Raw genomic sequence first — 23,487 nt, forward strand, 5'->3', positions numbered from 1 at the left:
CGTCGCCCGGGCCGCCAACGGATTCCACGCCCGCCGACCGGATCCCGGCTCAGGCGTCGGCGACGTCCGTGGTCAGCGCGGCGGGGCGTTCAGGTGCAAGCTCGATGACCTCCGTCGTGGTCACGTGCAGCACCCGCGCCGTAGCGATGTCGAAGAACAGCCCGGCGACCGTCACCCGACCCGCGGCGGCGGCTCGACCGACGATGGGGTGACGCCCGAGCCGGCTCAGCTGTGTTGCGACGTTGACCATCGCGAGCTGATCGACCTCGTTGAACCCGCTCCCGCGGGCCTGCCTCCCGACCGGATGGCCGGCGAGGTGAGCGGTCATCGACTGTTGTCCATGTGTCAGCCAGGCGCCGATCGCAGGGTCGTCCGTGCCCTCGGCGAGGGCCTGCATGGCGCCGCAGCCGGAGTGTCCACAGACCACGACCGACGTGACCCCGAGCTTGTCGACGGCGAAGGCGAGTGCGGCGTCGACCGACGTGTCGTCGCCATTCGTGTGGTCCGGGACGAGGTTGCCAACGTTGCGAACCGTGAACAGGTCGCCCGGTCCCGTGGTGGTGATGAGGTTGGGCACGACCCGAGAGTCGGCACACGTGAGGAACAGTGAGTCCGGGGACTGCGACGTGGCCAACGGCCGCAGGAGAGACCGCACTCGGCGGGCGTCACGGCGGTGGAACAGGTCGACCCCGTCCAGCACCGGACGCAGGGCATGCGGCACCCGTCGAGCCAGCTCGAGCGAGGACGACCCTTCCGTACGCCGCTGCCACCCTGGCGTCGGCGGCACAGGCTCGTCGTCGCGGCGAGGCGGTCGTTGGTCGACGGTCTCGAGCCTCGGGTGCCCGTGCTCCTCGACGGTCACCGTGCCTCCTCGTGCCCGATGCTGGTCCGCCCAGTCCGAAAGAGCTTGGGACGCAGGGTGATCCAGGTAGTCGACGTCCAGATCGACCACGACATCGGTCGACGGTGGGACCGAGCGCAGGGCGGCGGTGAGGCGCGGGAGCGACAGGAACGAGCAGGAGCCCTCGATGGCGACCTGCCAGCGCTCGGCGCCGAGCTGCTCGACCCGGATCTGGGCTCGAACGACCCGGCTCAGCAGGATGACGACCGCGAGCGCGAGGCCGATGCCGACCCCCTCGAGCAGGTTGAGGAACACCACGCCGAGCAGGGTGACGACGTAGACGAGGAGATCGCCCGTGCGGCTGGCGAGCGAGATGTCACGGGGTTTGACGAGCTGGGCACCGATCACGATGAGCAGGCCCGCGAGCGCCGCGAAGGGGACCTGCTCGATCAGGGCCACGCCGACGATCGAGAAGGCTATGACCCAGACGCCGTGCAGGATCGTTGAGCCCCGCCCGACCGCACCGGCCTGCACGTTGGCCGAGCTGCGCACGATGACTCCTGTCACCGGGAGGCCGCCGACCATGCCCGAGGTGATGTTTGCCGCGCCCTGACCCATCAGCTCGCGGTCGAAGTCCGTCCGAGGACCGTGATGCAGCTTGTCGATCGCCACGGCGGACAGCAGTGACTCCACGCTCGCCACGAGGGCAACGGTCAGGACGCCGATCGCGAACGAGCTCCACGCACCATCCGGGATCTGCGGCAGGCTGACCGCGTCAAGGATCGACCCGTCGAGTGCAACCCTGCGGACCGACGGTTGCAGGAGCACGGCTGCGAGCGTCACCCCGACGACGGCCACGAGAGGTCCCGGCACCCGGCGTGCACTCGCCGGTGCGTGCCGCCAGCCGATCAGGATCGCGATGACCGCGAGTCCGGTGGCGAGCTCTGCGACCTCGAGCCCGCTCACGCTGCGTGGCAGCGTGGCGATGTTGTCCCAGGCGGTGCTCTGAGAGGCGGCCCCGAGCAGCACGTGGACCTGCTGAAGCATGATCGTGAGACCGATCCCGGCAAGCATGGCGTGCACGACGACGGGCGAGATCGCCAGAGCGGCCCGGGCCACGCGACTCGCGGCGAGCAGGAGCTGGACGACTCCGGCACATGCCGTGACAGCGCACGTGGTTCGCCAGCCGAACTCCGAGATCAGTGACGCGACGATCACGGTGAGGCCGGCGGCCGGGCCACTGACCTGGAGCGGGGATCCTCCGAGATAGCCGGCCACGATGCCTCCGACAGCGGCGGCGACCAGTCCGGCCATCACCGGTGCTCCTGAAGCGACGGCAATGCCCATGGACAAGGGCACGGCCACGAGGAAGACGACGAGCGACGCCGCGAGGTCGGCGCGGAATGGAGACGAGGTGGGTGCAGGCAGAGCTGTCATGGGTCCTCCAGGGGGAGGGGCGGGGGAGGGCAGACATCCTTGTCTTGCCTGCCTCCAACGCGAAGACACTCGCTTGAGTTCGCTTAAAAGGCAAAGGTTTTCGCCTGACTTGTTCAAGATATAGACGGTCGATAAATCGCCTTGTGACTGATGTCATAGAGCGCGCGGACTGATGAGATTTGGGGATTCCGCGATACGAGCGGACCCTCGGAGAGTGACCGAACCCGCTGCGCTGCGCGACATCTGTGACGACGATGTCGTCGCGAGCCCACCCTCCAACGCGCATGTTCGCCTCGCGCTGCTGGCGTTGGCCATGGGCGGTTTCGGGATCGGCACGACCGAGTTCGTCACCATGGGCCTGCTTCCCCAGATCGCGGACGGGGTCGACATCGACATCCCGACCGCGGGTCACGTCGTCGCGTCGTACGCCATCGGTGTCGTCGTGGGTGCCCCGACGATCGCGGCACTCGCGGCGCGGCTGCCCCGCTGGAAGGTGCTGATCTGGCTGATGGTGCTGTTCGCCGTCGGCAACCTCGCCTCGGCACTCGCGCCGTCGTACCCCATCCTCATGATCGGCCGGTTCGTCGCCGGAGTCCCGCACGGTGCGTTCTTCGGGATCGGGTCCGTCGTCGCCGCGTCTCTCGTCCCTGCTCATCGGCGGACCTGGGCCGTCGCGATGATGCTCGCTGGTCTGACCGTGGCCAATATCGTCGGCGTCCCGGTCGCCACGCTCCTCGGTCAACGGGCTGGCTGGCAGTGGCCGTACGCCCTCGTCGCCGCCATCGCGGTCGTGACCGTTGTCGCGCTCATCGCCTGGGTGCCCCGGCAGCAGGGAGACCCGAGCGCCACGGTCGCCGCCGAGCTGAGAAGCCTCCGCCGCGTGCAGGTGTGGCTCGCGCTCGGCATCGGCACGGTCGGCTTCGGAGGGATGTTCGCGACGTTCTCCTACATCGCGCCGACGATGACCGACCTCGCGGGCTTCTCCGAGGACGCGGTGCCACTCATCCTCGTCGTCTACGGCATCGGCATGACGACCGGCGCGATGATCGCCGGACGCATTGCCCAGCACGGTCTGATGCGCGGAATCTTCTTCTCATTGCTGGCGATTGCGCTGCTGCTCGCCATCTTCGGCTTCGCTGCGCAGCATCAGGTGACGGCGGTCCCGGCGGTGTTCCTGCTCGGACTCGTGCCGACCATCCTCGTGCCGATGCTGCAGACCCGGCTGATGGACGTCGCACACGAGGGCCAGTCGCTCGCCGCCGCTCTGAACCACTCGACTCTCAACATCGCCAACGCGCTCGGCGCCTGGCTCGGCAGCGTGGTGCTGGCGGCCGGCTACGGCTATGAGTGGCCGAGCCGGCTCGGTGCCGGGCTGGCCGTGCTCGGCCTGCTGGTGGCGGGCTACTCGGCGTGGCTCGGCCGCCGGCCCTCGACCTACGACGGAGCCGGGTTCGCGACCGAAGGTCCCACGGCCGCAGCCGCAGAGTCCTCGTAGCCGGGCGACGGTCGGGGCCATGGCCGCAGGCATGGGAGACTGGGTCGATCCCGCCGACGACTCTTCTTCGAGGTACAAGCCTGTGTCACCGATGGCCCGCACTGCGCTGCCGCCAGCAGCGACACCGCCGGACCTGATCCGCAACTTCTGCATCATCGCCCACATCGACCATGGCAAGTCGACGCTCGCGGACCGGATGCTGCAGATCACGGGCGTGGTCGAGGAGCGGGCCATGCGCGCTCAGTACCTCGACCGCATGGACATCGAGCGGGAGCGCGGCATCACGATCAAGTCGCAGGCCGTGCGGATGCCGTGGGCCTCTGAAGACGTGACCTACTGCCTCAACATGATCGACACCCCGGGGCACGTCGACTTCACCTACGAGGTGTCGCGCTCGCTCGCGGCCTGTGAGGGTGCCGTCCTGCTCGTCGACGCGGCGCAGGGGATCGAGGCGCAGACGCTGGCCAACCTCTACCTGGCCATGGAGAACGACCTCACGATCATCCCGGTGCTCAACAAGATCGACCTGCCAGCCGCGCAGCCGGAGAAGTACGCCGCCGAGCTCGCCGGTCTGATCGGCTGTGACCCGAGTGAGGTCATGCGGGTCTCCGGCAAGACGGGCGAGGGTGTCGAGGACCTGCTCAACGAGATCGTCGCGCAGCTGCCCGCGCCGACAGGCAACGCGGATGCTCCTGCCCGGGCGATGATCTTCGACTCGGTCTACGACACCTACCGCGGCGTGGTCACCTACGTGCGAGTGATCGATGGGCAGCTCAGTCCGCGCGAGAAGATCGCGATGATGTCGACCAAGGCGACGCACGAGCTGCTCGAGATCGGTGTCATCTCACCGGAGCCCAAGCCGTCCAGGGGCCTGGGCGTCGGCGAGGTGGGTTACCTCATCACCGGGGTCAAGGACGTACGCCAGTCTCGCGTGGGCGACACCGTCACCAACTCGGCCAAGCCTGCGGCCGATGCCTTGGGCGGCTACCGCGACCCCAAGCCGATGGTCTTCTCGGGGCTCTACCCGATCGACGGATCGGACTACCCGATCCTGCGCGATGCCCTCGATCGGCTGAAGCTCAACGACGCCGCGCTCGTCTACGAGCCCGAGACGTCGGTTGCGCTGGGCTTCGGCTTTCGGGTCGGGTTCCTCGGCATGCTGCACCTGGAGATCGTGCGAGAGCGTCTCGAGCGCGAGTTCAACCTGGACCTCATCTCGACCCTGCCCAACGTCGTCTACGAGGTCGAGGTCGACGACGGACGCGTCATCACGGTGACCAACCCGAGCGAGTTCCCCGAGGGCAAGATCGCCCAGATCACCGAGCCGGTCGTGCGCGCAACGCTGCTTGCGCCGAGTGAGTTCGTCGGCGCGATCATGGAGCTGTGCCAGTCGCGGCGCGGATCGTTGCGCGGCATGGACTACCTGTCCGAGGACCGGGTCGAGATGCGCTACACCCTGCCGCTGGCTGAGATCGTGTTCGACTTCTTCGACGCGCTCAAGTCCAAGACCCGCGGATACGCCTCTCTCGACTACGAACCCGACGGTGAGCAGACCGCCGACCTGGTCAAGGTCGACATCCTCCTCCAGGGCGACACGGTTGATGCCTTCAGCTCGATCGTGCACCGGGACAAGGCCTATGCCTACGGCACGATGATGGCGACCAAGCTCAAGGATCTGATTCCGCGGCAGCAGTTCGAGGTGCCGATCCAGGCAGCCATCGGCGCGCGGATCATCGCCCGCGAAAACATCCGCGCCATCCGCAAGGACGTCCTCGCCAAGTGCTACGGCGGCGACATCTCCCGTAAGCGCAAGCTGCTGGAGAAGCAGAAGGAAGGCAAGAAGCGGATGAAGATGGTCGGCTCCGTGGAGGTCCCGCAGGAGGCGTTCATCGCCGCCCTGTCGCAGGACGCCGGTTCTGAGAAGGCCAAGAAGTAGGTGGGCCCGGCTGACCTGCCGGAGCACGAGCTGGCTCGGACCCGCTCGTTCACCCGTCGCGGTGGCCGGATGCCGCAGCGGCACCGCCGGGCGTTCGCCGAGCACGGATCGACCTACGTGCTGGACGTTCCTCGGCAAGGCGTCGGTACGACGGTGGTGCCGGGTTCGACCCTCGACCTTCCGTCGGTGTTCGGCCGGGTCGCACCGGTCGTCGTCGAGATCGGTTCCGGCTCGGGAGATGCGATCGTCTACGCGGCGCAGCAGTCGCCGGAGCGCGACTTCGTGGCGCTCGAGGTCTGGCGCCCCGGGTTGGCCCAGACGATCGCCCAGGCAGTGCACGCCGGCGTACGCAATGTGCGTCTGGTGGAGGCGGATGCGGCGCAGGCGCTGCCGGAGCTGTTCGGTCCGGAGTCGATCTCTGAGCTGTGGACGTTCTTTCCCGATCCGTGGCCCAAGAGCAAGCACCACAAGCGGCGGCTGGTGACGCCTGAGTTCGCTGACAAGGTCTCCAAAGTCCTTGCGCCCCAGGGCGTCTGGCGCCTCGCGACGGATTGGGCCGACTACGCCTGGCAGATGCGCGATGTCATCGAGGGTTGCCCTGGTCTGCTCAATCCGTACGCCGGCAGGCTCGCCTGGCCGGGCGACGAGGACCGCGACCCGGAGGGTGGACGCGGCGGATTCGCGCCGCGGTTCGACGGGCGGGTCGAGACCCGCTTCGAGACCAAGGGTCTCCAGGTCGACCGGTTCGTGCGCGACGTCGAGGCTCGCCGCGCCTGACCTGCGTCAGAGGTCCTTGCGGTAGCCGACGAAGTCCTTCGACGAACCTGCAGGTCGCTCCGCCTGCCCGGTGCCGACGAAACCGCACTTCTCCAGCACACGCTGTGACGCCACGTTCGCCGTCGATGCGCGGGCGGCGACCGTCCCGACTCCACGCGTGCCTGCCACCTGGAGTGCTGCCTGCACGGCGCGAGTGGTCACGCCCTTGCCCTCGGCATGCTCCGCCACCCGGAAGCCCAGCTCGGTGCGCTCGGGCTGATCGATGTCGTACACATTGACCCGCGCGACTACCTCGCCGCCCGAGTCCACCGCAACGAAGAACAGGCTCCGCGCGGAACGGTTCTCCTCCGCCAGCGCCGCCAGTCCGTGCTCGAACTGCTCGAAGTACTCGTCGCCCCGGTCGCTCACGTGACGGGCGAAGAACTCACGGTTCGCGCGCTCGAACCGCTCCAGCGCCTCGGCGTGGCCCATCTCGACGAGCTCAAGTCGCAGGGGCGGCTCGCCCGGCACCTCCCAGGAGTCCACGGACGCCATCAGAAGTAGTCCCGAATGTGCACGCTCGGTCCGCTGAACACAGCATCCCAACGGTCATCGTCGTCCGTGGGGCCGGTCATGAAGCCGGCCCGCCGAAGGTCGGTGCACGAGTGTGACCCAGCGAAGCGCAACGCGAGTCCTCTTGCGGTGTAAGCGATCTCGGCCCTCTCGGCACGCTCGACATCGGCGCGACCGTCGCGAACTCGCAGCTGGTAGGCGCCGTCCTGCCCCGCCACGGGGAGCCCGTCGACCGCGAACCGCAGGTCGAGATCCAGCCAGGTCGGATAGCTGCGTGAGGTGAAGGTGCCTGCCACGTCGAGGATCGCGATGCCGTACGGGTTGGCCTGCTTGATGCTCCACGGATGGCTCGGGAGGACGATCTGGGCCAGGTCCGGCGTCGACATGGAGATGATCGTCGTCGGCGCGACCGTGGCGGATGTGCCGAGCGCGTGCAACAGCTGACGCAGGCCCTGATCGCTGAGCGCGATCAGGTCCTGGACCTCCACGACTCCGCTGTCGTGGTAGCCGTCGATGCGCGTCCAGAGCGCATATCCGGTGGGTGTGCCCTCGTCGTCGACCGCGATCGTCATGCCGGGGAAGGCCTTGGCCAGGTCCTCGTCGGTCGCCGGAAAGCTCGCGCCGTCGCGGGTCAGCGGGCCGTTGTGCGAGGAAGCCCAACGGTCGTAAAGGTCCCGGATGGTGGGGACGTCGGCGACCGAGCCCCGGCGTACGGCGCCTCCGGTGGTGCGGACCGCGGCCAGTGCGGCGGTCGGGACACTCAGCTCGTCATAGCTGCTGATGAGCTCATAGCCGAACCGGCGATAGATGCCTGGCGCCGTGGGATAGAGCGTGCTGATCGTGACGCCTTCCTGGACCGCGTCGGCCAGCATGCGCTCGAACAGCGGTGTCAGCAAAGCGTTTCCGCGATGCTCCAAGGCGACTTTGACGCTCGCCACGCCACAGGTCGAGAACCGTGAGCCCCAGAACCACGAGTCGTAACGACGATCCATGACTGCGGCGACGACCCGGTCGTCGTGAGTCGCGACATAGGTACGCCATCCCGCAGCGTTGGGTGATCGCGGGGGAGTGTCCGGGAGGGGGTAGCCGAAGCTCTCGCTGCTCAGCTGCGCCAGCTCGGTTGCGTCGCGTTCGTCAGCCGCCCTGATCTCATATCCATGCACGTTCCCGATCCTAGATAACCTACTCGTGAGTAATATGGCGGTTATGACTTCGACCTACGGCCTGTACCGCAAGCTCGCCGACCGACCGCTGGGCAAGCAGGCATTCGGACTCGGCTACATGCTCAAGGCGCCCTACTTCGCGACCGTGCGTCCCAAGGTCATCGAGATGGGTCCCAACCGAGGCGTCGTGCAGATCCGCAAGCGTCGTGCTGTGCAGAACCACATCGGTACCGTCCACGCGATCGCGGTCGCGAACGGCCTGGAGGCGGCGATGGGATTGCTCTGCGAGGCAACAACGCCACGCGGAATGCGCTGGCTGCCCAAGGGAATTCAGCTGGAATACGTGGCCAAGACGCCTAGCGACGTGCGTTGCATCGCCGAGACCGACGCTGCCGACTGGGACAAGGAGCCCCCGTTCCAGGTCGACGTCCGCTGCAGCGCGACCCTGCCGGACGGGACCGAGGTCGTACGCGGTGTCATCCCGGTCTGGGTGACCGCGTCGAAGCCCGCTGGGTGAGCGCGAGTTGGCCGCGACCACAGAGGTCGCGTAAGGTCATCGGCTGAAAGGGAGTAGTCCCCAACGGCCGTATCGACACACTGACCTTCGGGTCCGGTACGGCAGGCCGCACCGCGGCGGACGAGACTTTCGACCAGTTCATGACCCCTAACAATGGGCGTACCTGGTCGAAGGACGTCCCCGGGCGGGTCCTCGGCCAGTGCGCCAGAGGAGCGCCCCGTGCAAGCCTTCCTGCTGAGTACAGCAGTCATCTTCGTCGCCGAGCTCGGTGACAAAAGCCAGCTCATGGCTATGACCTTCGCTGCGCGCTACAGCGTTCGACAGGTCCTCATCGGCATCACCGTCGCCACCGCCCTCGTGCACCTGGCCTCTGTCGCCATCGGAGCGTTTGTCGGCGACCGCTTCACCGAGAACCAGTGGATGATCTCGATCATCGCCGGGGTGGCCTTCCTGTTCTTCGGCCTGTGGACCCTCCGTGGTGACGAGCTCACCGAGGAAGAGGCCGACAAGGCGCGTCGCAGCACCGGCGCCGCGATGCTCGCGGTCGGCACCGCCTTCTTCCTCGCCGAGCTCGGCGACAAGACCATGCTCGCCACCATCACGCTGGCCACCCGCGAGGGCTGGTTCGGCACCTGGATCGGCAGCACGCTGGGGATGGTCTTGGCGGATGCCCTGGCGATTGTCGTGGGGGCGTTGCTGGGCAAGCACCTGCCGGAGAAGGCGATCAGGTACGGCGCGGCCGCGCTGTTCGGGATCTTCGGGGTGCTGCTGCTGATCGAGGGTCTGACCTCGCGCTGAGCGAGGCCGTACGCCCTCGGTGAGTAGCCGGGCTCTCGACGGAGAGCCTCAGCCCACCGTCCCGCGGGTCACGTGCACACCGGCGCCGACCGTGGTCACCTGGGTATCACCGTCACCGAGGCAGTCGCCGTATTCCTTGACCCACGTGGTGGTGCCAGACAGAGAGCCGGATGATGGTGCGCCGAACGTGACGTCGTAGCGTTGTTGGCGATCGCAGCTCGGTACGTCGTAGTACTCGATGAAACCCGACTGCGATGCCTTCAGATTGCCGGATCCGGCCGGCAGCTCGTACGTTCCGACCGGGGTCCGCTGTCCGTTGTTGGTGTCCACCACGGTGCCCGACCAGGTGTCCGTGCCGACTTGAGCGATCTCGACCCGGAACGTGTGTCCGTACACCGCATCGAACTCCACTCCGCAGCTGACGCCCGGGCCGCCGTCGGCGCCGTCCGAGCAGTGGGAGTCGGTGCTTGTCGTGCCGCTGATGAAGGAGGAGAAGACTCCTCGCAGGCGCTGGTGTCCGTTCGCATCCGGCCGCGGCTGCAGCCCTGCGTAGCCGATGTCGCTCTGCCCGGTGAACCCGTACTGCATCGCGAAGTAGGTTCCGGACACATGAGCGGTGCCGGTGTTCACGGTGATCGGGAAGTCGAGGGACGTCAGTCCTCCGCTGGGGGCCCCGCTGACGGACCACGCCAGGAGCTCGTTCCCACCGAAGGTCTGCGCCCGGGCTCCGGGTGCGGCGATGAAGGGGAGGAGTGCGGTCACAGCTGCAACCGCCGTACATGTCAACGCGCGTCTCATCTGAATCTCCTCATTGAGATGTTGAGCTGAGCCGGCCGTCATGCTTGGCACGTTTTCGAAACGTAGCAGCGCTGATGACCTCGTAGTGTCCATCGGTGCTCGAAATCTTTCGAAATCATGCACGTTCAGTCACTCGCGAGTGTCTTCGCGCGAGCCGAGCGGGTGGCCGGGTCGTCGGTCAGGTGCGTGCGATGGCGACCAGGTCCGCGGCTGGGCCGTGCAGACGGCGCGGACCGCCCCAGACCGCGCGCAGCGAACGGTGCAGGTCGAGCCCGGTCATCGGGACCTCGCGCAGAGTCCCGGCGGCGAGTGCGTCGCTGACAGCCAGGCGGCTCAGCACAGCGGGTGCGGTGCCGGCCGCCACGCTGACACGTACGGCGGCGTTGCTCGGGAGCTCCAGTGCGGGAGGCGTGACGGCCCGCGGCGCCAGCGCCTCGTCGAGCGCGACGCGGGTGCCCGACCCGGCCTCCCGGGTGACGAGAGCGGTCGCGGCCAGTTCGTCAGGGGAGACCGGCTCGCGCCGCCCGGCCCAGGGGTGCGTGGGAGCCACGACCAGGACCAGCTCGTCCTGAGCGACGACCGTGCTGTGGGTTCCGCGAGGTGCGCTCGGCCCCTCGACGAAACCCACGGTCGTACGGCCCGTGAGCACGTGGTCGGCCACTTCAGCGGTGTTGTGCACGTGGACGGTGACCGACACCTCGGGATGGGTGGCGCGCAGCGCGCTGAGCCAGGCGGGCAGCAGGTGCTCAGCGACGGTCTGGCTGGCGGCGACCGTGAGGGTCGAGCCGGCACCCTCGGAGCGAAGCGTTGCAGCGCCCTCGGTCAGAGCGGTCGCCGCCGACAGCACCTGACGAGCCCAGTCCACGACGAGCAGGCCCTCCGGTGTCAGCGTGGAGCCCTGAGTGGAGCGGACGACGAGTGAGAGCCCGAGCTGGCGCTCCAGCCGAGCGACCGACCGAGATGCGTTGGGCTGGGCCATACCGCTGGCGCGAGCACCGGCGCTGAGGCTCCCGTGATCGGCCACGGCGGTCAGCAGCGCCAGCGCAGTCAGATCTGGCCAGGTCGACATATGCGCAGGATATGCCCGCATGGTCGACGAGGGGCTACCGGTGAGCACGCTGCCGTCCGAGTCTGGAGAGGTGACCACGACGCAGACCCGCCGGCCGGTAGCCGCTCCGTCGCACACCGCGGGCGTGCCGCCTGGTCTCGGTCTGGCGGCGGGAGGCGCGCTGATCGCGTACGTCGTCAGCCGGCTCGTGCCGGTCGCGAGTCCACTGCTGATCGCGATCGTGCTCGGCGCTGCGGTGGCCGGTGCGGGTGGCGTGACTCCGCGACTGGCGCCCGGGCTGGCGTTCAGCAGCAAGCGTCTGCTGCGGGCCGGGATCGTGCTGCTGGGGCTGCATCTGTCGGTCCAGGACGTGTTCGGGCTCGGGCCAGGCATGCTCGTGGTGACGGTCGCCGTCGTCGCGCTTGGCATCGGCTCGGCGCTGTGGTTCGGTGCCCGGCTCGGGCTGACCTGGAACCAGCGTCTGCTGATCGCGTGCGGCTTCTCGATCTGTGGTGCGGCCGCGGTCGCCGCCACCGATGGCGTCATCGACGCGGACGAGGAGGAGGTCGTCACGTCGGTCGCGCTCGTCGTGGTGTTCGGGACGGCGATGATTCCAGAGATCCCTTACCTCGCAATGCTGTTCGGGCTGAACGACCGTCAAGCGGGGCTGTGGGCGGGGACGTCCATCCACGAGGTCGCACAGGTCGTCGCCGCTGGTGGCGCGATCGGCGGGGGAGCGCTGACGGTGGCCGTGGTCGCCAAGCTGGCGCGGGTGCTGATGCTCGCGCCCGTGATGGCTGCGGTCGGCTGGCACGAGCGGCAGGCCGGCCGAACGCCTGGTGACGGCACTCGTACGCCGCCTCTCATGCCCCTCTTCGTCGTCGGGTTCATCGCGATGGTCGCCTTGCGCAGCGTCGTGGTGCCGCCGCCCGTCGTGGTGGACGGACTCAACGTGGTGCAGACAACGCTGCTCGCGGCCGCGATGTTCGCGCTCGGGACCGGGGTGTCGTGGGGCGGGCTGCGCCGGGTCGGCTGGCGACCGCTGGCGCTCGGTGCCGTCACGACGGGTGTGGTCGCCTCGGTCGGTCTGGGCGGCGTGCTGCTGGTCGGCTGATCAGTGCCGCTCGGGCACAGCCCGCCAGCCGCTGATGGCGAAGGTTGAGCCCTGCACGATGTCGATGGGCAGGCTGTGCGCCGTCAGTGTGACCGGCGCCAGCGCACTGCCCTTGGTGGCGATCATCCGCAACGACTTCACCTGAGGTAGACCCGCGATGGCGCTCTCCCCGCGCCATGCCAGATACACCTGGGCTGACTTCCCGGGTGCGAGGCGGTGACGCTCGGCGGCGACCAGCTTGTCGTCCATCATCGGGACGCGAGGCAGCTGCTGGCCCTTGATGGCCCCGCCGTTCTCGTCGGCGAGCGCGAGCGTCGCGTGGCCGGTCAGCGTGCAGCGGACCGGGCCGACGTTGGTCGCCGTGATCACCATCTCGCGATAGCCCATGGCGGCGTCGCTTCCTCCGGAGACGAGGCGCAGCTGAGAAGGCTGACACGGGCCGTTCGGGACAGGACTGCTCGCATCGGTGGGAATCCAGGTCGGCACGGGGACCGGACGCCTCGGCGCTGCGGGAGCCGGAGTAGTCGCCGGAGTGCTCGAGGACGGCGCATCGGCGATCTCGGACCCACACCCCGCCGTCACCAGGCCGGCCGCCGCCAGGAGGGCAACGGCCAGTCGGCGGCTCACGGGGCGGGGACGTCGGTCGTGAGGTCGAGCGTCCAGCGAGCGTTCTCGGGCAACGCGGGCATGGTCCATGCGGGATCGGGGTGCCAGGTGGTCCACGCGCGATCGAATGGCCAGTCGCCCGCGACGTACGACGCTCGTGCGGCCTCCCCGTAGGTCCGGATCTCGTCCGCCTCGGCCGGCGTCAGGCGGCCCTGCTCGGTTGCCGCCTGCAGCTCGTCCTCGTCCTTCATGTTGATCGTGCCGTCCGCCTCGATCCAGAGATCGAGGATGTGGTCGGTCGTGAAGACGTCGGATCCGTCGCGTTGACAAGGGTTTTCGAGGTTGACGTACCAGCCCGCGAACGTCCCGTCCTCGTCGTGGAACAGCCACACAGACCACGGCTTGCCCGTCGGTGCGATGCGGAGGGTGCCAGCCCCATGCCACGCCACCCGCGCCTGGACGATCTCGTGTGCGCGAAGGAAGCGTCGCTCGAGGGGGCCCGAATGGCCGCCACTCCCGTCGGGGTATCGCCCGACCAGACAGCGCGTTCCCGGAGCGAGCCAGACGACGAGCCCGGCTTCGTCATCTCGCACGACTCGCATCGGAAAGACGCCTTCGACGCCCCCACCCTCCTGCCACGCGCCGCCTCGATAACGCCAGAAGATCGCTTGGCCGGGCTCCCAGAACGGCGCCTGGCCGGTCGGTGTCGCGGAAGCGGGCGCATCGGTCGGGCGCAGCCTTGTCCTGGATTCCCCCTGCTGTGTCACGGGCCCACCTTGCCTCATGGCCGGACGCGGGGCGGACAATGGCCCCCGTGCCGAGCGCCCTACCCGACGGAGAACCCGCCCCGACCGACGGAGCCCTGCCCCCATCTGCCCTCAGCACGCTGGGGGAGCGGCCTTTCGGGATCTACCTGCACGTGCCGTTCTGCTCGGTGCGTTGCGGCTACTGCGACTTCAACACCTACACGCTCACCGAGCTGGGCATGCCCGGGGCGGGAGTGTCGTCGTACGCCGATGCCGCCCTGAGCGAGATAGCGCTGGCCTCCCGAGTGCTTGGTGGGCGGGCGCCGAAGGTCGAGACGGTGTTCGTCGGCGGTGGCACGCCCACCATGCTCGCGGCCCACGACCTCGTCCGGATGCTGGCAGGCGTCCGAGACACGTTCGGGCTGGTCGACGGTGCCGAGATCACCACGGAGGCCAACCCGGACTCCGTGACGCCGGAGTCGCTTCAGGTGCTCGCGGACGGTGGCTTCACCCGAGTGAGCCTGGGGATGCAGTCGGCGGTGCCGCATGTGCTGAAAACCCTTGAGCGGACTCATAACCCGGCCAATGTGAGCAAGGCCGTGCAGGCTGCACGTGATGCCGGTCTGCAGGTGAGTGTCGACCTGATCTACGGCACGCCAGGCGAGTCGCTCGAGGACTGGCGGACCAGCCTGGAGGCTGCGACCGCTCTGCAGCCGGACCACATCAGCGCGTACGCGCTCGTGGTCGAGGAGGGCACCAAGCTCGCTGCGCAGGTGCGCCGCGGCCAGGTCGCGTTGCCCGACGATGACGATGAGGCCGACAAGTACGAGCTCGCCGACGAGGTACTCAACCTGGCCGGCCTCGGCTGGTACGAGGTGAGCAACTGGGCGACGTCTCAGGACACGCGCTGCCGGCACAACGAGGGCTACTGGGCGGACGGTGACTGGTGGGGGATCGGGCCTGGTGCGCACAGTCACGTGGGTGGCGTCAGGTGGTGGAATGTCAAGCATCCCAACGCATTTGCCACGCGACTGGCGGCCGGTGACTCGCCCGCGGCCGGTCGAGAGCTGCTCACGGACGAGCAGCGCTACGACGAGAGGGTGCTGCTCGGCGTACGGCTCGTGGGTGGGCTGCCGCTGGACGTCCTGCGGCCCGAGGGACGTACGGCCGTCGCCGGGCTGGTGGCCGACGGGCTGCTGGACGGAGCCGCAGCAGTCCGCGACGCGCGAGCAGTGCTCACACGCCGCGGACGGCTGCTGGCCGACACGGTCGTACGTCGGCTGCTGGGCTACTAGCTCAGCTGAGGACGCGCAGCTGCCAGGGGTAGTCGTACGACTCGCCGTTGGCTGCGCGCATTGCGCCCTTGATGTGGCACCAGGCGGCGACCACGAAGATCACGATCAGCAACGGGACGCCGATGAGGGCACCGACGACCGTGAAGATCAGGATCCAGCTGATCAGGTAGAGCACCCAGAACGACAGGTTGAAGTTGAACGCTCCGGCCGCGGCCCGGCGGACGGCGGGGTTCTTGTCCTTGTAGATGAACCAGACGATCAGCGGGCCGACCATGCTCAGCCAGCCGGCGCTGAGGATGGCCGCGATCGGCGCGGACAGGTGCGCCATGATCGAGGCGGTGCGGTCCTCGGTGCCGGGTATGGCCTCGTTGGTGCTCTGCGGCGGTGGGGTGGGATAGCTCATGGTCATCAGCTCCTGCGATCGGGTCTTGCTCCAGTGAACCGCAGGAAAAGCACCGTTGATCCCGAAGCAAGGGTCGATCCGAGCAGGTCCAGGGTGAGGTCAGGGCCGACCCTGACCACAGGGCTTCTAGACTCTGGCGAACGCCAGCACGAGGGGGAACGGAAGCGGTGAACGCCAGCAGTTCGTCGCAGGCCGACGTCCCTCGGCGGGCCGTGCTGGGCATCGCTCTGGGCGTCGGGCTCGCTGCGTCCTCCTACGGCCTGGTGCGATTGACGTCGTCTGACGGCAGCCCGTCGCCCGCCGCCGATGACGGGACTGAGACAGCGATCCGGCCGCTCGACGCGGCTGAGCTGACCTTCAAGCGCGACCCAGCCGCACGGTGCACCCTGGTCCTCGATCGCGACTCCAAGCAGGTGGCCACGCTGACGGACGGCGCCCGGACGGTCACGATGACCGGTCCCGCCCGTGTCCTGGCCGAGGTGGCGAGCACGGGGGCGTCCGTGCACTCCACGACACGCGTCCACCTGGCGCCACGCGCCTGGAGCCCGGAGCAGGAGAGCGCTCCCTGGGTCAAGCCGTGGCTGACACGGACGTACCGCGATCGTCGACCTGACGTGCTCGACATCGCCATGCAATACATCCAGGGAGCACCAGAACGCCGAGATGCCAAGGGTGTTCGGTACGCCGGCGACGCGGCCTTCGGTCCCTACGGCGGCCCAGGGGAGGCACGACTCGAGGCCTCGGACTTCTACGACTTCCTCGGCGTGCCCTGGACGTTCATCGACGGAGTGACCAAGCAGCCCGAGGCGAGGCGGCTGGGCGCGGTGGACTGCTCGGGCTACCTGCGGCTCGTCCTGGGCTATCGCCTCGGCTACCCGCTGCTGAGCGGCAACACGGCAGGCCCGGGACTGCCGCGGAGGGCGTACGCCATGGCCGGCCTCGGTCCGGGTCGGCTGCTCATCCCGGACACCGGTCGGCAACCCACAGACCTCAGTCGCCTCCTGCCAGGAGACCTGGTCTTCTTCATCACGGATGACGTGCCAGGAATCGACCACTCTGGGATCTACCTCGGCCTGGACAGCGACGGCAAGCACCGCTTCATCTCCAGCCGCGGCAACCCCAACGGCCCCACCATGGGCGACGTCAGTGGCCGGTCGGTGCTGGACGGCGCGAGCATGTTCACGCGCGGTTTTCGCGCGGCCCGCCGCATCTGACACCCCTGCCGGGACGCTTCGGGACGTCGGTACCACGCCCGAAGTTACGGTGACGTAAGTCACCGTACTTTTTTTGGTAACTCTTTCAACATTCACATATCGTTCACTGGCTGCGTGAATTACTCTCCCCGACCCCCAGGCGGACCAGTGTCATGACGACGTCGACCGTTCGTCCTCGCTCCAACCACACCCCCGGACGCTCCACTGCGCAGGACGAGGTACTCGCCTCCCTGCCACGCCTGGTTGCCGATGCGCTCGACGTACCCGCTGTCATCGTCGTCACGGCGGACGGGACCGGCTCGATGCTCAATCACCTCGAGCGGCGGTCCGTGCACCAGGCGCCTGCCCCCACGGTCGAGCTCTTCCAGCTCGGCCTCGTCGTCCCCGGCGCCGTCGTCAACGGCCTCGTCGTCCGGGCGATTCAGCCGATCGAGGCATCAGATGGTCGCCGGCTGGGTGTGATCGGAGTTCTCGCGCAGCACCTGCGCCGGGCGACCGACGACGAGCAGGAGCGGCTGCGAGCGATCGCGGCGTACACCGCTGAGTACCTCTCCCCGGTCCCGCGGGTCGACGCAACGTCGGCGCGGACCACGTCCGCCGAGCCCCGGCCCATCGAGATCGACCACCTGAACGACGGCTTCGTCGACCAGGTCGCCGGCGCGACGGACGCCCTCCACTCCTTGCTCGACGCCGTCGACGAGCGGACGGACCTGGTCCTGCACCGTCACGCCGCGGCAGTGCGTGAGCGCTTCAAGGTGGTCGAGCAGGCCAGCGCGTCGCTACGTGCCGGCGCATCGCTGCGTCGGGCTCGGCACCGCCACGCGCTCGTCGGCCCCGGCCCCAAGGCCGATCTGGTCGACCTCCGGCTCGCGGTGGCGGAGGCCGTCGCGGTGGCCCAGGCATCGATCCCTGGGTCGCGGTTCGTCGTGGTGATGGACGATGCGTCTCTGCTGGTCTGCGCCGCCTCATCGTCAGTTCGGCGCGCGGTGACCATGATGCTGACCAGTGCCGCGGAGGCCGCCTCGAGTCATGAGGTGCACGTCACTGCCGCGATCCGTGCGATCGACGGGACCTCGATCCAGGGGCGGGTCAGCGTGGAGCTGGAGGCGACCTTCCAGGGTCCCCCGCTCAGTGCGTCGCAGCTGGCGCGGCTCGCGTCCCGATTCATCGACACCCGGTCCGAGCAGACCCCGACGGACACGTCGCACCGCGGCACCCTCCTCGTGGAGGCGGGCGAGCGGGTCCTCACCGTGCCCGGTTTCGAGGTTCGGTCCGGCGCGGAGCGTACGACGATGGTGGCCGACTGGCCCCTGGACATCGGCTGACCGCGTGACGCTGCTGTGAGCTCTTCGGGATGGATCCAGCCCCTGGCACATGCCGGTCTGGGCGCATCGATGTTCGTCGTGGTCTACAACATTGCGCGCATCCGGCACCGAAAGGGGGCCGGCCATGACGGCGCACCGACAGACCAGATGGACTGACCAGCACTGGCTCGCGCTGTTCTGTGTGGTGTCCACGCTGGTCACCGGCATCGTGATCGGTGGTCGACCGCGAGAGCTCGCACTGGGTCTCGGTGCCGTGACCGTGCTCGCCGGTCTCGCGGCGCTGTGCGTGGACGGCTTCTTCGCGCTGATCGTGGGAGTTGCGGCCGTGGGCGGTGCGCTCCTGCTGTTCCATCACGAAGGTGTGTGGGGGCCGCAGAACTTCTATCTCATCCTCGTGACGTCGGGCCTCATGGCACTGATGTCCTGGCTCGCCGGGCAGCTCGGCGCCAGCCTCCGGCAGCAGGCTCGGGCCCGCGTCAACCAGGACAAGGACCAGCCGGTCCGTCCGGTGGCCGGTTCACTGGGCATGCTGGACGGCGCGTCGGCCTATGGGCTCCTGCAGGAGGAGATCACCCGCGCCCGGCACACCCGTCAGCCCCTCACGGTCCTGAAGCTGCAGGTACGACCACGTGACACCGGAGCAGACGCGGCGACCCGTCACCGGCTCAGCCGTGCCGTCGCGCGACTCGTGGAGAGTCAGGTCCGTCCGAGCGACATCCCTTTCGCGACGGCCGAGGACCAGCTGGGCGTCATCCTGCCGGACACCGGCGCGCCCGCAGCCTGGGACATCGCCGGAGCGGTCATCGACGCCGCCGCTCGTGCGTCGTACGCGGACGGCACCGACCAGGGCCGACGTGTGGTGGCTGACTCGGCCGCCCTGCACGCGAGCCTCGAAGAGCTCGGTGCCGGGACCGACGCCGACTCCCTCCTCTCAGTCATCACACCCGACACCGCCGGGCCGCCGGGGCACAGGACCGACTGATGCTCGCGTCCTTCTGCGGCCTCGGAGTCCTGGTGCTTGCCACCGCGGCGCTCGTGGCCTACTGGCACCTGTCCGTACGCGCCCACAACCGGCGTCTCGACCAGCTGGACATCCGGGTCCACGTCAACGGCATCCGCGGCAAGTCGACGGTCACCCGCCTCGTCGCCGGTGTGCTGCGCGAGGGCGGCTTCGTGACGGTCGCCAAGACCACCGGTAGTGCCGCGCGGGTGATCGGGCCGACGGGTGCCGAGACACCGATCAAGCGTCGTGGTGCGGCCACGATCAACGAGCAGATCGACATCGTGGCTGAGCACGTGACGCCCGAGGTCGAGGCGCTGGTGATGGAGTGCATGGCGGTTCGCCCGCTGTACCAGGAGTACTCGCAGGAGTACATGGTCCGCTCGCACATCACGATCATCTCCAACGTCCGCGAGGACCATCAGGAGGAGATGGGCGAGACCCTCGAGGAGATCGCCGACTCGATGTCCAAGACCATCCCCACGAACGGGATCGTCATCACGGCTGAGGACCGCCCGCACCTGCGCGAGCGGCTGCGTCGCAATGCGGAGGCCAAGGGCAGCACTCTCGTCTACGCCGATCCGGCCGGCATCTCCGATGCCGACATGCGCGGCTTCGACTACCTCCAGTTCAAGGAGAACGTCGCGATCGGCCTCGCCGTTGCGCAGCATGTCGGCGTCAGCCGGGAGGCGGCCCTGACAGGCATGTGGAAGTCGGTGCCCGATGTGGGCGTCGTCCGGCTCCGGTCGTACGACATCCGCGGCAAGGAGGTGCTCTGGGTGCCGATGTTCGCGGCCAACGACCGCGAGAGCGTCGTTCTCACCTTCGACACCCTGCGCTCGCAGTTCCCGCCCGACGCGACCGTGATCGGCATCCTCAACAACCGTCGCGACCGCGGCCGGCGGGCGGAGCTGTTCGCCGAGATGGTGCCGAACGACCTGGAGCACCACCTGGACCAGGTGATCACGTTCGGTGCGTACGAGGACACCGTCACCAAGAAGATGATCGAGAGCGGCTACGGCGCCGAGCGCATCCACAACATGGGCGAGACGGTGCAGCCGTCGCTGGACCAGATCCTCGACAAGATCGCCTCGCTCATCCCGGGGACCCACGGCGTGCTGGTCGGCATGATCAACATCCACACCGAGCAGGCCGAGCTGCTCATCGAGCACTTCCAGCACCTGCGGGGCGATGAGCACCGGGACGAGATCGATGAGTCTCGTGACATCGCACGCGCGCCCATCGGCGTACAGCGCCTGCAACGTGCCGCGGCCAGGGCCCACGACAGGGCGGGCGATGGCTGAGTACGCCGCGAGTCCCGAGGTCGTACGCGTCGCCCTCGCCTTCGGGGTCATCCTGAGCATCCTGTTCTACGAGCGCGTTCATCTCACGACCGGCGGCGCGATCGTGCCGCCCTATCTCGCGATCGCCATCGTGCGCCCGCTCGCGGTCGTCCTGACATTGCTCATCGGGTACCTGACGTACGTGATCGTGCACGTCGTCGTGTCGAAGTACCAGATCCTTTATGGGAGAAGGAAGTTCGAGACCGAGGTGCTCGTCGGTCTGGCCCTCATCATGGTCAGCACCGTGGCAGCGCACGGCCTGGGTCAGGTCGACCCGCTCTTCCTCGGGCTGACCGGCGTCGGGTTCCTCGTGCCGGGCATCATCGCGCACGACATGGGTCGGCAGCGTCCGGGCAAGACGCTGCTCGCGATCGGCGCGACCACGGCTGTGCTGGCTGTCGTGGTCCACTCGGTGACGGCGTTCTTCTCGATCCTCCCGGGCAAGGCTTCCGACCCGGTTCAGCTCGCGTCGATCATCGGCTACCCGCGCGAGTTCCTTGTCGTGGCAGTCGCTTTGAGCGTGCTCACCGGAATGATGGTGTTTGCCAAGACCGGCCTGCGCTCGGGCGGTTTCATCACCGGCGCCTACCTCGCGCTGATCAGCCCGCGCTGGTTCGACCTGCTCTTCGTGCTGGCGGCGGCCCTCGTCACCTGGTTCATCGTGGTGAAGCTGATGATGCCGCGGCTGCTGCTCTTCGGTCGGCGGAAGGTGTCGATCATGATCCTCGTCGGCGGCATCGTCGCCTGGGCGGGGGAGATCGCGATCCAGCTGGCCACCGACGGCAGCTACACGCCGTGGCGCGGCCTGACCCTGGCCACCCTGATGGTCCCTGCGCTGATCGCCAACGATGCCCAACGTCAAGGATGGGAGCGCACCATGCTCGGGACGGCGATGTCCGGTCTGGGTGTCTACACGACGGTCAACCTCATCGTGGCCGCAGCCGAAGCGGTGAAGCTGCTGTGACCAAGGCATCGTCACGTCTGATGGCGACCGGCGCACTCGTCGTCACCGCGGTGGCAGGAGTCGGAGCGCTGACCCTTGCCGACCGACCAGCCGGATCTCACCGACCCACTGGCGCGAACGAGACCCGCGGCGTGATCGTCGACGAGCTGGGCCAGGCCGTCTCCGGTGCACGCGTGCAGACCCGCGAAGGTGAGGCCGTCACGACCAACCGATCCGGCGCATTCGTCGTCCATCTCGACAACCCCACCCTGGTCACGGCCACGGCACCCGACCACAAGTCGCGAGTGCAGGCGATCGCGCCACGGACAGCTCCGAGGATCGAGCTGACCGGACAGGCATCTCGCACCATCAGCATCCGCTTCGGCGGCGACGTCATGATGGGGCGACGGTTCTATGAGCGTGTGGACGGCCGCCCGGCGCAGCTGACCGATCCGCACAACGTGCAGCAGCACTCCGCGATCCTGAGCTCGGTGGCGCCGCTGCTCGCAGACGGCGACCTGTCCGTCGTCAACCTTGAGACGCCGCTGGTCGACGAGCCGTACTACAACCCAAATCGCCCACGCCCCAAGGCATTTCATCCGACCAAGGACCTCGCGTTCGCCAGCGGTCCAGCAACGGCGAAGGCGCTGAAGGCGGCCGGAGTCGATGCGGTCTCGCTGGGCAACAACCACAGCTTCGACGTCCTCGGCCCCGGTCTGGCCAGCACGATCAAGGCTCTCGACGCAGCCGGCGTGAAGCACTTCGGCGCCGGCACCAATGACGCTGAGGCGTGGAAGCCGGCGATCGTCCAAGCGGCCGGCCGGCGGGTCGCCCTGCTGGCGTGCACCACCGTTGACGGCTCCGACCACGCGATCCCGTACGTCGCCGCGGCGAAGCGCGCGGGCGCGGCACTGTGCACCCCGGCGGCGTTGAAGAAGGCGGTGACCGACGCACGCAAGCAGGCGTCGTACGTCGCGGTCATGATGCACGGCGGCGTGGAGTACCAACGCGATCAGACCCCTGAGTCCCAGTCCATCTTCAAGGTCGCGACCGAGGCCGGCGCCCAGGTGGTGATCGGCGGGCACCCGCACGTCGTCGGCGGTCTGACCCAGAGCGGTGGGAGTGTGACCGCCGAGTCGATGGGCAACCTGACGTTCGACCAGAGCCTGTGGTCGACCTATCCGGGCTACCTGCTGCGGGTCGACCTGCGCGATGGAGCGGCATTGCGCAGCACGGTCGACCCTCTCGTCATGGAGCACTATCGACCGGTCCCGTCGGTCGGCGGTGTGGCCCAGAGCGCGTCCCGGCTCGCGGCCGGCTCGGTCGCCGGACCCGCCCGGCTGGCGGACAACGGGGCTCAGGTCAACGCCTCGCCACCACCGCCGGCGATGGTCAAGGAGCAACGGCTGGGCGAGCGGCAGATCCAGGCCATGGCCCCGGGATGGTGGTACAGCGGGACGTCGGCGCCGGTCAATGCGGTCCGAGCCGGCACCGACCTGCTCAACGGCACCGGCTCGTTCGAGCAGCAGGGCACCGATCCAGGAGTGCCTCCGGGCGGGCTCTGGACGCTCGGCAACTACGCGCGCCTCAGCAATGAGTCGCGCTGCGACGACGGCGAGATCAAGGGCGACCTCGGCCTGGAGCTGCTGCGCAGTCCCCTCAGCAAGGACGACGTCGTGGCCTCGCCGCTCAACCGTCAGCAGGTGCGTCCGGGGCAGTCCCTGTCACTCGTAGCCGATGTGCGTCACGCGGCCAAGGGCGCTCGCCTTGAGCTGCGGTGGTACCGCGGCGCCGAGGGGAGCAGCCTGCGGACGACGAGCGAGACGATTCCTCAGGTCGACAAGAGTGCTGCGGGGTGCCGCAGAGTGACCATCAACGCCACCGTGCCGTCAGACGCCCGGGCCGTGCAGGTCTTTCTGCGGCTCGAGCCACCCAAGGGCGGTCAGGAGACCCGACGACTCGCGGTCGACAATGTCCGCCTCGCCCAGTGGGCGCCGGAGGGCATCAGCGGCCGTCAGTACGACATGGTGCGGACGACCGCTGCCGCCACCGGCCGATTCGTTCGAGACCTGCCGGGCGCGAGGGCCAGCGCGGAGACGCCGGTCCTCGAGGCGCCTGAGCCGCAGTGAGGTGGGG

Annotated in this window: 21 protein-coding genes; 13 read left to right on the forward strand and 8 right to left on the reverse strand. The window is 68.5% G+C overall.

Annotation, left to right across the window (positions count from 1 at the left end; genetic code table 11):
- Window positions 1-49: 49 nt before the first annotated feature.
- Entirely contained in the window at window positions 50-2,278 is a 2,229-nt protein-coding gene (locus VV02_RS12715) for a SulP family inorganic anion transporter (RefSeq protein ID WP_052591923.1), read from the reverse strand.
- 214 nt (window positions 2,279-2,492) lie between these two features.
- On the opposite strand from VV02_RS12715, the gene VV02_RS12720 reads away from it, so the two are divergent.
- The 3 genes from VV02_RS12720 to trmB all read left to right on the forward strand — a co-directional run bounded on the left by VV02_RS12720 (window position 2,493) and on the right by trmB (window position 6,486).
- A complete protein-coding gene (locus VV02_RS12720; RefSeq protein ID WP_083450129.1) occupies window positions 2,493-3,773 on the forward strand; it encodes an MFS transporter in 1,281 nt (426 codons plus the stop codon).
- A gap of 91 nt (window positions 3,774-3,864) precedes the next feature.
- Window positions 3,865-5,709, forward strand: a complete 1,845-nt coding sequence (gene lepA / locus VV02_RS12725; RefSeq protein WP_052591924.1) for a translation elongation factor 4 — start codon at window positions 3,865-3,867, stop codon at window positions 5,707-5,709.
- Window positions 5,710-6,486 (forward strand): tRNA (guanosine(46)-N7)-methyltransferase TrmB, encoded by a 777-nt coding sequence (gene trmB, locus VV02_RS12730; RefSeq protein ID WP_052591926.1) that lies wholly within the window; start codon window positions 5,710-5,712, stop codon window positions 6,484-6,486.
- 6 nt (window positions 6,487-6,492) lie between these two features.
- On the opposite strand, the gene VV02_RS12735 is transcribed toward trmB, so the two are convergent.
- Both VV02_RS12735 and VV02_RS12740 read right to left on the reverse strand, forming a co-directional pair.
- The gene (locus VV02_RS12735) at window positions 6,493-7,020 is read right to left on the reverse strand and encodes a GNAT family N-acetyltransferase (protein WP_052591937.1); all 528 of its coding nucleotides are present in this window, start codon (window positions 7,018-7,020) and stop codon (window positions 6,493-6,495) included.
- On the reverse strand, window positions 7,020-8,201 hold the full coding sequence (locus VV02_RS12740; RefSeq protein ID WP_052591939.1) for a GNAT family N-acetyltransferase: 1,182 nt from the start codon (window positions 8,199-8,201) through the stop codon (window positions 7,020-7,022). Before VV02_RS12740 ends, VV02_RS12735 begins: the two co-directional genes overlap by 1 nt.
- Before the next feature lie 43 nt (window positions 8,202-8,244).
- Here VV02_RS12740 and VV02_RS12745 point away from each other — a divergent pair, with 43 nt between their 5' ends.
- Entirely contained in the window at window positions 8,245-8,718 is a 474-nt protein-coding gene (locus tag VV02_RS12745) for a hotdog fold domain-containing protein (protein WP_052591941.1), read from the forward strand.
- Window positions 8,719-8,937: 219 nt separating this feature from the next.
- Window positions 8,938-9,516: a TMEM165/GDT1 family protein gene (locus tag VV02_RS12750; protein ID WP_052591943.1), complete on the forward strand. Its 579-nt coding sequence runs from the start codon at window positions 8,938-8,940 to the stop codon at window positions 9,514-9,516.
- A gap of 48 nt (window positions 9,517-9,564) precedes the next feature.
- Here the strand turns inward: VV02_RS12750 and VV02_RS12755 are convergent, their stop codons facing one another.
- On the reverse strand, window positions 9,565-10,278 hold the full coding sequence (locus VV02_RS12755; RefSeq protein WP_218917412.1) for a hypothetical protein: 714 nt from the start codon (window positions 10,276-10,278) through the stop codon (window positions 9,565-9,567).
- A 214-nt stretch (window positions 10,279-10,492) separates the two neighbouring features.
- Window positions 10,493-11,383 carry a LysR family transcriptional regulator gene (locus VV02_RS12760; protein WP_052591945.1) on the reverse strand — a complete coding sequence of 297 codons (891 nt, stop codon included), beginning with the start codon at window positions 11,381-11,383 and terminating at the stop codon, window positions 10,493-10,495.
- A gap of 70 nt (window positions 11,384-11,453) precedes the next feature.
- On the opposite strand from VV02_RS12760, the gene VV02_RS12765 reads away from it, so the two are divergent.
- On the forward strand, window positions 11,454-12,476 hold the full coding sequence (locus tag VV02_RS12765) for a YeiH family protein (RefSeq protein WP_052596953.1): 1,023 nt from the start codon (window positions 11,454-11,456) through the stop codon (window positions 12,474-12,476).
- Here VV02_RS12765 and VV02_RS26030 read toward each other — a convergent pair whose 3' ends face one another.
- Both VV02_RS26030 and VV02_RS12775 read right to left on the reverse strand, forming a co-directional pair.
- Window positions 12,477-13,103, reverse strand: coding sequence for a DUF4232 domain-containing protein (locus VV02_RS26030; RefSeq protein WP_169787683.1), 627 nt, complete (start codon window positions 13,101-13,103; stop codon window positions 12,477-12,479). It abuts the gene before it with no gap.
- Window positions 13,100-13,849, reverse strand: coding sequence for a ribonuclease FAU-1 family protein (locus VV02_RS12775; RefSeq protein WP_169787684.1), 750 nt, complete (start codon window positions 13,847-13,849; stop codon window positions 13,100-13,102). The genes VV02_RS26030 and VV02_RS12775 overlap by 4 nt, the downstream gene beginning before the upstream one ends.
- Before the next feature lie 38 nt (window positions 13,850-13,887).
- Here VV02_RS12775 and hemW point away from each other — a divergent pair, with 38 nt between their 5' ends.
- Complete coding sequence (hemW, locus tag VV02_RS12780; protein WP_052591950.1) at window positions 13,888-15,123, forward strand: radical SAM family heme chaperone HemW; 1,236 nt, start codon at window positions 13,888-13,890, stop codon at window positions 15,121-15,123.
- 1 nt (window position 15,124) lies between these two features.
- On the opposite strand, the gene VV02_RS12785 is transcribed toward hemW, so the two are convergent.
- On the reverse strand, window positions 15,125-15,526 hold the full coding sequence (locus tag VV02_RS12785) for a DUF4870 domain-containing protein (RefSeq protein WP_052596955.1): 402 nt from the start codon (window positions 15,524-15,526) through the stop codon (window positions 15,125-15,127).
- A gap of 167 nt (window positions 15,527-15,693) precedes the next feature.
- On the opposite strand from VV02_RS12785, the gene VV02_RS12790 reads away from it, so the two are divergent.
- From VV02_RS12790 to VV02_RS12815, 6 genes are all read left to right on the forward strand, one after another.
- Window positions 15,694-16,740, forward strand: a complete 1,047-nt coding sequence (locus VV02_RS12790; protein ID WP_052591952.1) for an NlpC/P60 family protein — start codon at window positions 15,694-15,696, stop codon at window positions 16,738-16,740.
- 152 nt (window positions 16,741-16,892) lie between these two features.
- Window positions 16,893-18,065, forward strand: a complete 1,173-nt coding sequence (locus tag VV02_RS12795) for a hypothetical protein (protein WP_052591954.1) — start codon at window positions 16,893-16,895, stop codon at window positions 18,063-18,065.
- Window positions 18,066-18,189: 124 nt separating this feature from the next.
- Entirely contained in the window at window positions 18,190-19,047 is an 858-nt protein-coding gene (locus VV02_RS12800; protein ID WP_052591957.1) for a hypothetical protein, read from the forward strand.
- Entirely contained in the window at window positions 19,047-20,369 is a 1,323-nt protein-coding gene (pgsB, locus tag VV02_RS12805; RefSeq protein WP_052591959.1) for a poly-gamma-glutamate synthase PgsB, read from the forward strand. The genes VV02_RS12800 and pgsB overlap by 1 nt, the downstream gene beginning before the upstream one ends.
- Window positions 20,362-21,372 carry a poly-gamma-glutamate biosynthesis protein PgsC/CapC gene (locus VV02_RS12810; protein WP_052591961.1) on the forward strand — a complete coding sequence of 337 codons (1,011 nt, stop codon included), beginning with the start codon at window positions 20,362-20,364 and terminating at the stop codon, window positions 21,370-21,372. The genes pgsB and VV02_RS12810 overlap by 8 nt, the downstream gene beginning before the upstream one ends.
- Window positions 21,369-23,480 (forward strand): CapA family protein, encoded by a 2,112-nt coding sequence (locus tag VV02_RS12815; RefSeq protein ID WP_052591962.1) that lies wholly within the window; start codon window positions 21,369-21,371, stop codon window positions 23,478-23,480. Before VV02_RS12810 ends, VV02_RS12815 begins: the two co-directional genes overlap by 4 nt.
- Window positions 23,481-23,487: the final 7 nt, after the last annotated feature.

The organism is Luteipulveratus mongoliensis (assembly GCF_001190945.1).
In the GTDB taxonomy this organism is placed as follows: Bacteria; Actinomycetota; Actinomycetes; order Actinomycetales; family Dermatophilaceae; genus Luteipulveratus; species Luteipulveratus mongoliensis.